The following is a 12,672-nucleotide window of genomic DNA, read 5'->3' as shown; positions in this document are numbered from 1 at the left end:
TTCAACCTTCCCCGGCGACCAGCGCGCGAAGGGAGGCGGCTGGAATGAGGGTGCGCTTGCCGATGCGCCGGGCCTCAAGCCTACCTTCGCCAATCAACTGATAAATTCGGGTGCGGCCAAGCGATGAAACTCGGCAGGCCTCCTTGATCGAATAGGCCAGTGGTTCAAGTGAAGCAGTAGGGTTCATGTGCATCTCCGTTCGTTTGCGACTGGAGATGTTTTGCCCCGTCCGACCTTGTGCAGTCAGCCGGTATGGCCGGAATGGGCCGGAAATGAATTCAAGTTAGTTTCCGGCCGAGCGAGTTCTGGCGAGAACAGCATTTATCACTGGCTGCACGGTTGCGCGGCTAGGCTCACCCATACCTGCGGCTGCCATTCGCGCGAAAATTCCGTCTATCATGGCCGATTGGCCCTCGTGGCCGGTGCCTTCAGGTATACCTTCCTCGTAGACATATAATGCCAGCTCCTCAGCGAATTCGGGCCACCACTTCGCGGGCGGGCGACCGCCTCGGCTGGTCCGAGACGATGCCGATTCTTCTTCGCTATCTTCCATTTCAAAATCGAGGTTCGCCGGGCGCACTTGAACGTCCCAGGCGGAAAAGGACTCTTCATAATATGCCCTATCGGTGTCCGGCGTATCGGGAGGACATAATGACAGACTGAAACGCCCAAACTCAAATTCGCATTCATACGGATATGAACTAGCTTCGCCCAAATTGGTCAGCTCCACGCTATCGAGCAGGAACCCGCCCATCTTGAGCTCTTGCCGCTCCGCTTCGAGCAAATTGGCTAGGTTCTCCCATTGTCTCTTCTTGATTGGCGAATTCACTTCCTCGACACTGTAGTGCCTTCCCCATTGATATTTACGCCAACGGTAATCGCCTTCGGCGACCAACTCGCCATCGCGCAACAATTCGATCAGAACGTTTTGGGGACGCTCGATCCCTTCCATTGCCAAGCGATTGATCGCCTCTCCGATTGGCTTCCATAGCGGCCAAGTATTGCCATCAGGGTCGCCGCTGAGCCACGCCCAGCCGCGCATAATTGTAAGGGCTTTTGCTGAACTTTCGCTCATTTTCCTGAGCGCCTTGCCACTCGCTTATTCTTTGCTACGCCTACGCGCTCCAAGGGGTTCACAAGCGCCTCGTAGCGACCGAAAAGGTGTTCCACCCGGTCGCGGTCGCTAGCGAAGGGCGTAGGTCGATAGAGCTTGTCAACGGCGGCATCGAGTGCGGTGTGGGCCTTTCTAAGATCCGCAGGCATCGTATCTGGATCGTAGAGAGTAGCTAAGCTCGACGTAGGATGCGCTTCGCGAGCACTGAGCACGTCTTGCGCCAATGCCTCAATTCTAGCGCGCTGTGCTTCGCTCATGTCGGGCCAAGGGAACGTATTGTAGACTAGGCCAATGGAGTAGCGTGGGTCGCTCTTTAAGCGTCCACCGATGTGATTCACCCAAGCCATATGCATTCGACTAGCTAAGACTGCGAAGTGCCAAATTTCTGCATCAAGAGCTATCCGCACCAGACTGCTAGGAATAATCGGGCTAGTTAGCCAACCCGCTGGCACATATTCCCTTCGTTCCGAGCCATTTTCTGGCACCACCAGAAAGCCGGAAGCCGGAAAGACATTTACGTGAAACTTGGTCGGATATTGCGCGAGGGGGCGTGTGCTAGCCGCTGCCCTATCGGTCCCCTTCTTACTATTTTTCTTGGCAATTTCCCCCAACCTCCATTTCCTTACTTTGGAAATTCTCTCTCGGATCGGAGGATAGGCGTTTATGTCCTTTGGTGTGATTTTCTCTACGTCGATTATATGGCGAATTCCGCCATTCAAAAACTCTTCAGCGCCAATAAATGGGCGAAGGATACGCTCTGCGCCCGGAGCTGCTTCAATGAGTGCGGAACGTTCGGCGGGAGAGAATATGAAATACCCTCCATCAACAGGCTTCGAACCAACCTGGAGCTTCGGCGCGCCGTTTATCGGCGTGCTCACACTCTTCACGACTAAGTGACGGTTGGCTAATCCTCGAGCATCAAACAAATAAGCAGTGAGCGCCTTGTGTTGACTTTCCACCGGGTCACCTTGCAAATCGGGATAGCTGAAGAGCCTCTTCTCTGAAGGCTCGTGATCGCGATGACTAAGACCGACGATTACAACGTGAACGTGGGCTTTCCCGCGAGCTTCACTAGCCCAGGCGAAAGTTCGATGTGCGAAGGCAATTTCAAGGCAGTGACGGTCATATAGAACCGGCCATAGCTGAGCTACCTGTTCGCCCTGCGTGATTGAATTGGTCGCGACGAATGCGATTTGGATGCGTTTGTTTGCTTGGCAGTATTGCCCTGCCTTAATGAACCAAGCGGCGACGTAATCGAGGGTGCCTCCACTGCCTCCCAGCGCTGCAATTCTGCGAACCTGTAAGCGTTGGAATTCGTCTTGTTGTTTCGCTCCAAGAAAAGGCGGATTACCCATGATGTAGCTGCAACGCTCTGCTCGCAGCAGCGTATTCCAATCCGTCTCAAGCGCATCGCCATGTAGGATATGGGCGGAATCTTTCAGTGGAATACGGGCGTAGTTAAGCCGGAAGGCCTCGTTGATTTCGTTGTTTGCGATATGGTCCATCATCCACATGGCCACTTCGGCAATGCGGGCGGGAAATTCTTCGAACTCGATACCGTAGAACTGGCCCACGGTCACACGGGAGAGCAGCGCCGCGTCAATTTGCTGGTCGCCATATTGAGCCTTGAGACATTCGAGCTCCAGCCGCCGGATTTCCCGATAGGCGATAACAAGGAAGTTGCCGCACCCACACGCGGGATCAAAAAAGGTTAGCCGGGTTAGCTTGTCTTGAAACTTGGCCAATTCCTTTTCGCGAGCAGTCTTGCGCGCGATAATGCTGGCAAGTTCCGCCTTCAGGTCGTCTAGGAACAGCGGGCCAATCACTTTTAGGATATTTGCCTCGGTGGTGTAGTGCGCCCCCTTCGCTCGGCGCTGCTCAGCATCCATGACGGACTGGAACAGAGAGCCGAATATGGCGGGCGAGACGCCGGACCAATCGTGCCGGGCCGCGTCCAGCAAATGCTCCCGCATGGTAGCGTCGAAATGCGCCGTTCTCAGGCGTCCACCAAACAGCTGGCCGTTCACGTAGGGGAAGGCGTCCAATTCGGCTTGCAGGGTGGTTTGTCGGGCGTTCTCCGGCGTATCCAGCACATCGAACAGGTCGCTCAGCACCCGGCCTACATTGCTGCCATCTGGCCGCGTATCGTTCTCTATCAGCTGGAGGAAAATATCCTTCGGCTGGAATATGCCCGTATCGTCCGCAAACAGACAGAACAGCAGGCGGACGAGCAATTGCTCCAGATCATGCCCAACGTAGCCCGATTCCTCCAGCGCATCATGCAGCTTACCCATGAGCTCGGCTGCCTTGATGGTAACGCCAGCCTGCGTTTCGAAGCTAACCTTGCGGCCAAGCATGAAATCGAACGCGGTAATGTGCTTGTGCAAGTCTTGCAGGTGGAATTTGAGTTCCCGGCCTGTCTCCAGGTCCAACAATCTCCAACGCTGGAAATCGCAAGTTAGAACCCAGCGCGGCTGGTCCGTTGGATGGACGCCCTGCACGTAGTCGAGCGCCTGCCCCTGCGCACGATCCAGATCGAGGTTCGCGCTCTTTTGTTCGACTAGCAGCGTACCCGGCCAGAACAGGTCAATGAAGCCGTGCTTTTGCTTTAGCAGTTTCACGCGCTGCTCGTAAATCGCCACCTGCTTGCGCCGGATGCCAAACAGCTCGAAAAACTCGTTGTAGAAGGTTTGGGTTTCGCCCTTCTCGTAGTGGGCGTCCTTCCACTCCTCGCTGAAGACCTTCGCGCGCCGCTTAATTTCGTCCCAGCCTAGCCGCATGATACCCCTCTAGCGTTCGCAAGGGTTTAGGCACGTTCGCGGGCGTCGGGCAAGGCCTTGGGGGTTAGCTGGCTACTCGGCTGGGGATAGCGATAATGTCCGCACCCGTGCGCAACTGGTCCAAATAGTCGCTCCACCACTGCGCCATTTCTACGCGCTCATTCCAGTGCGCCCCGCGGTGATAGGCCGCGCGCACTTTGTCGCTATCGCCATGGGCCAACGCACGTTCGATAGTGTCCGGGTGCCACTTGCCGCTTTCGTTGAGCAATGTTGAAGCCATCGCTCGAAAGCCATGTGCGGTCATTTCCTCGGTGGAGTAACCCAGCCGCCTCAGCGCGGCATTGAGAGTGTTGTCGCTCATAGGCCGGGCGCGAGAGCGGATAGACGGAAAAACGTATCCTGTCGGGCCGGTGGCAGAATGAATTTCCCGCAATAGCTCCACTGACTGACGCGAAAGGGGAACGTGGTGGGCCTTGCGCATCTTGGTCTTACCCTCAGGTATAATCCAGAGCGCGGCATCGAAATCTATTTCGCACCATTCGGCATGGCGCAGTTCGCCCGGTCGCACGAACACGTGCGGCGCGAATTGCAGCGCCAGCTTCACTTGTCCCTGCCCCTCGTATCCATCTATCGCGCGCAATAGTTCGCCAGCGCCCTTGGCATCTGTCACCGCCCCATAGTGCGTTACCTTGGGAGCCGTTAGCGCGCCCCGCAAATCGCGAGTAGGGTCCGAACGTAGGCGAGCGGTCGCTATGGCATAGCGAAAGACCATGCTCGCCAATTGCAAGGTGCGCCGCGCGCTTTCCAGATTGCCCTTGGCCTCAATGCGCCGGATAGCTGACAGAATGTCGGCTGGCTCGATTTCCGCAATCGGCAGTTTCCCAATCGCCGGACGGAGTAGCGAAAGCAGGTATTCGCTCCGTTTGGCCGTAGCTGGCGACCAACCGCCTTCGCCATCGCGTTTGCGCTTTGCGCAGTATTCGGCAGAAATCGCGGCAAAGGTGTTGTCAGCATCCATATGAGCCCTGCGCTTGGCCCGTTGCTTTTCGCGGGAAGGGTCTTTTCCTGAGGCAATCAACTCTCTCGCGTCGCGCCGCCGATTGCGCGCTTCGGCCAAGCTGATTTCAGGGTAGGCTCCCATGGCCAGTAGCTTTTCCCGGCCATCCACACGGTATTTCAGCCGCCAGAGTTTCCCCCCGGCGGGCGTAACTAGCAGGAACATACCCTCACCATCGGAGAGTTTGACCGGCTTTTCTCCCGGTTTCGCGTTGCGAACTGCCACATCGGTAAGCGCCATGAGCCACTAATCCTTTCCCGGCCGAACCGGCTGGATACCCCCATGATCAGGGGTATCGGATCAAGCCGCCCTGCCATACCCCCCAAAGATACCCCCGCTAACGGGTGGATGCCTCTGGCCGGAAATGAACGAATGCGGCCTGTAAGTGGCAGAATATCGCGGAAATACGGATGGTGTCTAGTCAGGAATGAACATCACTGAACAGGGATTTGGAGCGGGTGAAGGGAATCGAACCCTCGTCGTCAGCTTGGGAAGCTGCTGCTCTACCATTGAGCTACACCCGCAAGGTCGCGGCGCAATTGCCACGGGGGATCGGCCCCGGTCAATACAAATACGCGCGCGCTCGGCAGTAGCTTATCTACCCGGATAGAGCGGGAAGTCGGCGCACATCCGTGCAACGCGCGCTGCGATCTCCTGCTCGACGCGGGTATTGGTCCCCTCGTCTTCGACAGCGGTCGATACGACGCGGGCGATCATCTCGGCGATGCTGGCGAATTCCGGCTGCCCGAACCCGCGCGTCGTTCCTGCCGGCGTGCCGAGCCGCACGCCGCTGGTAACGAAGGGCGGTGCCGGATCGAAGGGGATGCCGTTCTTGTTGCAGGTGATGTGCGCGCGGCCCAGCGCGGCCTCGGCCGACTTGCCGGTGACGCCGTTCCGGGTCAGGTCGACAAGGACGAGGTGGTTGTCGGTTCCACCCGACACCACGCCCACGCCTTCGCGCAGCAGGCCCTCGGCCAACGCCTTGGCGTTCTCGGCCACGGCTTGCGCGTAGAGGCGGAATTCAGGGCGCAGCGCTTCGCCGAAGGCCACGGCCTTGCCGGCGATGGTGTGCATCAGCGGGCCGCCCTGCATGCCGGGGAAAACCGCCATGTTGATCGGCTTGGTCAGTTCCTCGTCGTTCCACAGGATGATGCCCGAACGGGGGCCGCGAAGGCTCTTGTGCGTCGTACTGGTGACGACGTGCGCGTGCGGGAACGGCGAGGGATGCTGCCCGCCCACGACAAGGCCGGAGAAGTGCGAGATATCGGCCAGCAGGTAGGCGCCCACCTCGTCGGCGATCTTGCGGAATTCGGCAAAGTCCCAGGTGCGCGGATAGGCCGTGCCGCCCGAGATGATCAGCTTGGGCTTGTGTTCGTGGGCGAGGCGGCGAACCTCTTCCATGTCGATGCGGCAATCGTCCTTGCGCACGCCGTAGGGGACCACGTTGAACCACTTGCCGCTCATGTTGACGGGCGATCCGTGGGTCAGGTGTCCGCCGCTGGCAAGGTCCAGCCCCATGAAGGTATCGCCGGGCTGGAGCAGGGCGAGGAACACCGCCTGGTTCATCTGGCTGCCCGAATTGGGCTGCACGTTGGCGAAGTTGCAACCGAACAGCTGCTTCGCGCGCTCGATGGCAAGGGTTTCCACCTCGTCGGCGAACTCGCAGCCGCCGTAGTAGCGCTTGCCGGGATAGCCTTCCGCATATTTGTTGGTGAATACGCTGCCGCAAGCCTCCAGCACGGCGGGGCTGGCGATGTTCTCGCTCGCGATCAGTTCGATCCCGTCGCGCTGGCGGCCAAGTTCGCGCCCGATGATCGCGGCGACATCGGGATCGGCGGCCTCAAGGTCGTCGCTCCAGAAGCGGTCGAGCCAGGTGGCGGAAGGGGCGGTGGCGGTATCGAGCATGGTGAGCAGTCCTGCTTGGGTGGGGCTAAGTGAGGTTCGGGCGCAGCCAGCGAGTGGCGGTTTCCAGGTCCATCCCGCGCCTGTCGGCGTAGTCGGCCAGCTGGTCTTCCCCGATGCGCGCGACGCCGAAATACTGGCTGTCGGGATGGGCGAAGTAGAACCCACTCACCGCCGCCGTCGGCAGCATGGCCTGGCTTTCGGTCAGCATGAGGCCCGCATTGCCCCGCGCGTCCAGCAGGTCGAACAGGATGGGTTTGAGCGTATGGTCCGGGCAGGCGGGATAGCCGGGCGCCGGGCGGATGCCGGTGTATCGCTCGCGAATGAGGTCTTCGTTCGACAGCGCCTCTTCCGGGGCATAACCCCACAGGTCGGTGCGAACGTGCTGGTGCAGACGCTCGGCGAAGGCTTCGGCGAAGCGGTCCGCCAGGGCTTTCAGCAGGATATCCGAATAGTCGTCGGTATCTGCCTTGAAGCGTTCTAAATGCGGCTCAATGCCGTGTATGCCGACCGCAAAACCACCGATCCAGTCGCCCTCGGGATCGATGAAATCGGACAGGCAGAAATTGTTGTGGTCACGGCTTTTCTTCACCTGCTGGCGCAACAGGGGGAGCAGTGTGCCATCCTCCAGCACAACGTCATCGTCCTGCGCCTTGCAGTGCCAGAAACCGGCGACGCCTTTCGCGGTGAGCCATTTCTCTTCGATAATCGTATCGAGCATGGCTTGCGCGTCGGCGAACAGGCTGCGCGCGCTTTCGCCCACCACGTCGTCCTGCAGGATGGCGGGATAGGTGCCTGCCAGTTCCCAGGCGCGAAAGAACGGCGTCCAGTCGATGGCCTTGCGAAGGTCGGCAAGGCTCCAGTCGTCGAACACGTGCAGGCCGGGCTTGGCCGGGGCCGGTGCCTTCTTGGCGAAGTCGGCCACAAAACGGTTCTCGCGCGCCTCGGCCAGCATCAGCAGCTTGGAGCCGCCCTTCCCGGCCCGGCTTTCGCGCACTTTCTCGTAATCGTCGGCCACGCCTTCGACGAAAGTGTCCCTGTTCGTTTCGGACACCAGCTTGCTCGCAACGCCGACGGCGCGGCTGGCGTCGAGCACGTGGATCACCGGGCCTTCGTAGGCGGGATCGATGCGCAGCGCGGTGTGCACCTTGCTGGTGGTCGCCCCGCCGATCAGCAACGGAATGTCGAGCCCAGCGCGCTGCATTTCCTCGGCCACGGTCACCATCTCGTCCAGCGAGGGAGTGATGAGACCCGACAAGCCGATCAGGTCCGCGCCTTCTTTCTGGGCGGTCTCGATGATCTTGGTCCACGGCGTCATCACGCCAAGGTCGATCACTTCGTAGCCGTTGCATTGCAGCACGACGCCGACGATGTTCTTGCCGATATCGTGCACGTCGCCCTTCACCGTCGCCATCACGATGGTGCCCGCGCTGCGCGAGTTCTCGGTTTTCTCGTCCTCGATATAGGGAATGAGGTGGGCGACGGCCTTCTTCATCACGCGGGCGGATTTCACCACCTGTGGCAGGAACATCTTGCCTGAGCCAAACAGGTCGCCGACCACGTTCATGCCGTCCATCAGCGGTCCTTCGATCACCTCGATGGTGCGGCCCTTGCGCTTGGCGATTTCCAGCCGCGCCTCTTCTGTGTCGTCGACGATGTGGCTGTCGATGCCTTTCACCAGCGCGTGTTCCAGCCGCCGGTTGACGGGCCACCCGCGCCATTCGGCGGCCTGCTTCTCGTCTTCCTTGCTCTTGCCGCGATAGCTTTCCGCAAGGGCGATCAGCCGCTCGGTCGCATCGGGACGGCGGCTCAGGATCACGTCCTCGCACGCCTCGCGCAGTTGCGGGTCGAGCGTGTCGTAAACGTCGAGTTGGCCTGCGTTGACAATGGCCATGTCGAGGCCGGCCGGAATCGCGTGGTAGAGGAACACCGAGTGCATCGCGCGGCGCACCGTCTCGTTGCCGCGGAAGCTGAAGGAGAGGTTCGAGAGGCCGCCCGAGCAATGCACGTGCGGGCATTGCTCGCGAATTTCCGCCACCGCCTCGATGAAATCGAGGGCGTAGCGTTCGTGCTCTTCCATGCCGGTGGCAACGGCGAAGATGTTCGGATCGAAGATGATGTCTTCTGCCGGGAAGCCGTTTTCCGTCAGGAGGCGATAGGCGCGAGAACAGATCTCGACCTTGCGCGCCTTCGTGTCGGCTTGCCCTGTCTCGTCGAAAGCCATGACGACGACGGACGCGCCATAGTCCAAGCACTTGCGCGCCTGTTCCAGGAACTGTGCCTCGCCTTCCTTCAGGCTGATCGAGTTGACGATGGGCTTGCCGGACACGCATTTCAGACCCGCCTCGATGATCTCCCACTTCGAGCTGTCGATCATGGTGGGCACGCGGGCGATATCGGGTTCTGCGGCGAGCAGGCGCAGGAACTTGACCATCGCCTCCTCGGAATCGAGCAGGCCCTCGTCCATGTTCACATCGATGATCTGCGCGCCGTTCTCCACCTGCTGGCGGGCGACTTCGACAGCGGCGGTGTAGTCGCCATCGAGGATCAGTTTCTTGAACTTTGCAGACCCGGTAACATTGGTGCGTTCGCCCACGTTGACGAAGCGCGCGGTGGGGCCCTGCGCGGTCTCATCAATCGGGCGGTCGATCGTGTCGGTCATGGTCATGTCAGGCAGGCACCGTGAAGGGTTCGAGGCCGGCGAGCTGGGTGGCGGGCTGCACCTGCGGCAACTTGCGCGGAGCAGCGCCGCGCACGGCAGCGGCGATGGCGGCGATATGTTCGGGGGTGGAGCCGCAGCAGCCGCCAAGGATGTTGGCGTGGCCGCCGTGCGCCCACTCGCGCAACATGGCGGCGGTTTCCTCCGGCGGTTCGTCGTATTCGCCCAGTTCGTTGGGAAGCCCCGCGTTGGGATAGGCCAGCAGCAGCGTCTCGCCGATCTTGGAGAGCGCCTGCACGTAGGGGCGCAATTGCTCGGCCCCGAAAGAGCAGTTCAGCCCGACGGCCACCGGCCTTGCATGGCGCACGGCGAACCAGAACGCCTCCACCGTGTGACCGGAGAGGTTGCGGCCCGAAAGGTCCGTCAGCGTCATGGAGAGCGCAATCGGCACTTCGCGGCCAAGTTCACGCTCCAGCTGGCGAACGGCGAATATCGCCGCCTTGGCGTTGAGCGTGTCGAAAATCGTCTCGACCAGGATCAGGTCAACGCCGCCTTCCACCAGCGCAGCAGCCTGCTCGCGGTAAACCTCGGCGAGGAAGTCGAAATCGATCTCGCGGTAGCCGGGGTCCTCGACATTAGGCGAGAGGGTGAGCGTCTTGTTCGTCGGCCCCAGCGCGCCTGCAACGTATCGCGCGGTGCCATCGGCGTCGGCAGCAGCATCCGCCGCTTCGCGCGCAATGCGTGCCGACGCGAGGTTGATCTCGCGAACGAGGTGCTCCGACCCGTAATCCGCCTGGCTGATGCGATTGGCGGAGAAGGTGTTGGTGGAGACGATGTCGGACCCAGCGGCAAGATAGGCCGCGGTGATATCGCGGATCACGTCTGGCCGGGTGAGCGCGAGGATATCGTTGTTACCGCCTTGCGAGGCAGGCAGGCCGAGGTTCCCGGCGAAATCCTGCTCGGCCAGCTTCGCGCGCTGGATCATGGTGCCGAACGCACCGTCGAACAGCAGGATGCGCTCGCGCGCGGCGGCGTTCAGGGCTTCGCGGACGCTCATGCTGCGGCCTCCAGCCGAGCGGCAGGCAGGCGGCGCCCCATCAGATGGCACACGGCCTCCACCTGCTCGGCACGGTTGAGGGTGTAGAAATGGAAATCGCGGACGCCCCCTTCATAAAGGCTGCGGCACAGGTCTGCGGTGACGGCGGTGGAGACGAACTTGCTCGTCTCGGGATGCTCGTCCAGCCCGGCGAAAACGGGGTGCATCCATTGGGGCACCTGCGCGCCGCATGCCTCGGCGAACTTGCGTACCTGGCCGAACCTGGAAACCGGCAGGATACCCGGCGCGATCGGTGCCTCGATCCCGGCGGCGACGGCCCGGTCGCGGAAGCGCAGGAATGTGTCTGGCGAGAAGAAGAACTGCGCGAGCGCACGGCTGGCGCCTGCGTCCAGCTTGCGCTTGAGGTTGTCGAGATCGGCTTCGGCGCTTTGGGCATCGGGATGCACCTCGGGATAGGCGGCAACCGAAATGTCGAAGTCTGCGAGTTCGCGCAGGCCCGCGACCAGTTCGGCGGCACTCTTATAACCCTGCGGATGGGGCGAGAACGGTTCGCCCGGCTCGCCGGCGTCACCGCGCAGGGCGACGATGTGGCGCACGCCAGCATCGTGGAACTGCATGGCCACGGCATCCACCTCTTCGCGGCTGGCACCCACGCATGTGAGGTGCGCCGCCACGGGAACCTCTCCGTCCGCGATCAGGCGCTTCACCGCCGCCAGACTGCGTTCGCGGGTGGAGCCGCCCGCGCCGTAGGTCATGGAAACGAAGCCGGGCGCGAAGGGTGCGAGCCGTGCGAAGGAGCGCGAAAGCTGCGCCTCGCCAGGCTGGTTCTTGGGCGGAAAGAATTCGAACGAGACGGAAATGTCCCCCGGAAGTTCGGCATAGGCGGATTCGCAGCTCCGATTGCCGGTCGCGGGGTCGAGGGTATTCATAGAAGGCATGCCTTTGCGAGATCGGGGCGATCGCCTCCGGTTCGGGAAATGCAGATATCAAGATATCCTTATATCTACAATCCATATCACGATTGCACATATAAAGATTTCCTAATATGCACTCGCCCCGTGAGGATCGAACCCCTTCTCGGCGCCCTGTCGGACCCGACGCGGCTGCGCATCATGCGCCTGCTGGAGCACATGGAGCTGGCCGTGGGCGAGCTTGCGCAGGCGCTGGGGCAGAGCCAGCCGCGCGTTTCGCGCCACGTGGCGATCCTGTGCGACAGCGGCCTTGCCGAGCGGCGGCGGGAAGGAAGCTGGGTCTACTTGCGCAAGGCCATTGCGCGGGGATCGGATTCGGCGCTGGCCGCCGCCACCTCGCGCCTGCTCGATGCGGCAGAGGTCGAGGATCCCGAATTCGCCGCTCGCTGCGCAGAGGACCGGCGCCATCTCTCCGCCATCCGCGCGCGCCGGGAAAGCAAAGCAGCCGAGTTTTTCGCCAGCCACGCCGAGAACTGGGACCAGCTTCGCGCGATGCTCTGCCCGCCGGAAGAACTGGAAGCGAAGATTCTCACCGCCCTTGGCGACGAACCGCTTGGCCGGATGCTCGACATCGGCACCGGCACCGGGCGGATTGCCCAGTTGCTGGCAGACCGGGCCGATCACGTGGTGGGGCTGGACCGCAGCCCGGAAATGCTGCGCCTTGCCCGCGCACGCCTTCAGGACCGCCCGGCCCAGCGTTGGGAACTTGTGCAAGGCGATTTCAATGCCCTGCCCTTCGCCGACGACACCTTCGAGACGGTGGTGTTGCACCAGGTGCTGCACTACGCGCACGAGCCTGTCTTTGCCTTGCAGGAAGCAGCGCGTGTTGCACGACCAGATGGGCGCATCGTCATCGTTGATCTCGCCGCCCACGAGCGGGACGAACTGCGCGAACGCCATGCTCACGCAAGGCTCGGCTTCAGCGACGATCAGATGGACGGATTCCTCCACCGCTGCGGGCTCTCGGCGGCGGAACCTCTCGCCCTGGCCGGAGAAGGGCTGACGACGAAGATCTGGATCGCCAGACACGTATCGGCTCTCGCGAACGCGCAGTCCTGATCGGTCAATCCGATACCCGCGACTGCAGAGGCAGGGCCATTCAAATTTTCGGACATTTTCAATTTCACCCACG

The 12,672-nt window shown here is 61.3% G+C and carries 9 protein-coding genes and 1 tRNA gene; 1 reads left to right on the top strand and 9 read right to left on the bottom strand.

The window, feature by feature from the left end; genetic code table 11:
* Window position 1: 1 nt before the first annotated feature.
* From ABFX23_RS02775 to metF, 9 genes are all read right to left on the bottom strand, one after another.
* Window positions 2–187 (bottom strand): helix-turn-helix domain-containing protein, encoded by a 186-nt coding sequence (locus tag ABFX23_RS02775; protein WP_346031603.1) that lies wholly within the window; start codon window positions 185–187, stop codon window positions 2–4.
* A 96-nt stretch (window positions 188–283) separates the two neighbouring features.
* Window positions 284–1,075 (bottom strand): hypothetical protein, encoded by a 792-nt coding sequence (locus tag ABFX23_RS02770; protein ID WP_346031602.1) that lies wholly within the window; start codon window positions 1,073–1,075, stop codon window positions 284–286.
* The gene (locus tag ABFX23_RS02765; RefSeq protein ID WP_346031601.1) at window positions 1,072–3,894 is read right to left on the bottom strand and encodes a DNA methyltransferase; all 2,823 of its coding nucleotides are present in this window, start codon (window positions 3,892–3,894) and stop codon (window positions 1,072–1,074) included. Before ABFX23_RS02765 ends, ABFX23_RS02770 begins: the two co-directional genes overlap by 4 nt.
* Window positions 3,895–3,958: 64 nt before the next feature.
* Complete coding sequence (locus ABFX23_RS02760) at window positions 3,959–5,191, bottom strand: tyrosine-type recombinase/integrase (RefSeq protein WP_346031600.1); 1,233 nt, start codon at window positions 5,189–5,191, stop codon at window positions 3,959–3,961.
* Between the two features lie 210 nt (window positions 5,192–5,401).
* Window positions 5,402–5,475: transfer RNA gene (locus ABFX23_RS02755), tRNA-Gly, on the bottom strand.
* A gap of 70 nt (window positions 5,476–5,545) precedes the next feature.
* Window positions 5,546–6,856 carry a serine hydroxymethyltransferase gene (glyA, locus tag ABFX23_RS02750; RefSeq protein ID WP_346031599.1) on the bottom strand — a complete coding sequence of 437 codons (1,311 nt, stop codon included), beginning with the start codon at window positions 6,854–6,856 and terminating at the stop codon, window positions 5,546–5,548.
* Window positions 6,857–6,881: 25 nt separating this feature from the next.
* Window positions 6,882–9,521, bottom strand: a complete 2,640-nt coding sequence (gene metH / locus ABFX23_RS02745; protein ID WP_428831635.1) for a methionine synthase — start codon at window positions 9,519–9,521, stop codon at window positions 6,882–6,884.
* A 1-nt stretch (window position 9,522) separates the two neighbouring features.
* Window positions 9,523–10,569 carry a homocysteine S-methyltransferase family protein gene (locus tag ABFX23_RS02740; protein WP_346031598.1) on the bottom strand — a complete coding sequence of 349 codons (1,047 nt, stop codon included), beginning with the start codon at window positions 10,567–10,569 and terminating at the stop codon, window positions 9,523–9,525.
* A complete protein-coding gene (metF, locus tag ABFX23_RS02735; RefSeq protein WP_346031597.1) occupies window positions 10,566–11,498 on the bottom strand; it encodes a methylenetetrahydrofolate reductase [NAD(P)H] in 933 nt (310 codons plus the stop codon). Before metF ends, ABFX23_RS02740 begins: the two co-directional genes overlap by 4 nt.
* 129 nt (window positions 11,499–11,627) lie before the next feature.
* Between metF and ABFX23_RS02730 the strand changes: the two genes are divergently transcribed.
* A complete protein-coding gene (locus tag ABFX23_RS02730) occupies window positions 11,628–12,599 on the top strand; it encodes an ArsR/SmtB family transcription factor (RefSeq protein ID WP_346031596.1) in 972 nt (323 codons plus the stop codon).
* Window positions 12,600–12,672 lie beyond the last annotated feature (73 nt).

Origin of the sequence: Erythrobacter westpacificensis, assembly GCF_039542285.1 — a bacterium.
Lineage (GTDB): Bacteria > Pseudomonadota > Alphaproteobacteria > Sphingomonadales > Sphingomonadaceae > Alteraurantiacibacter > Alteraurantiacibacter westpacificensis.
The sequence above is the reverse complement of the archived record's forward strand: the minus strand, read 5'-3'. Positions and strand labels throughout refer to the sequence as shown.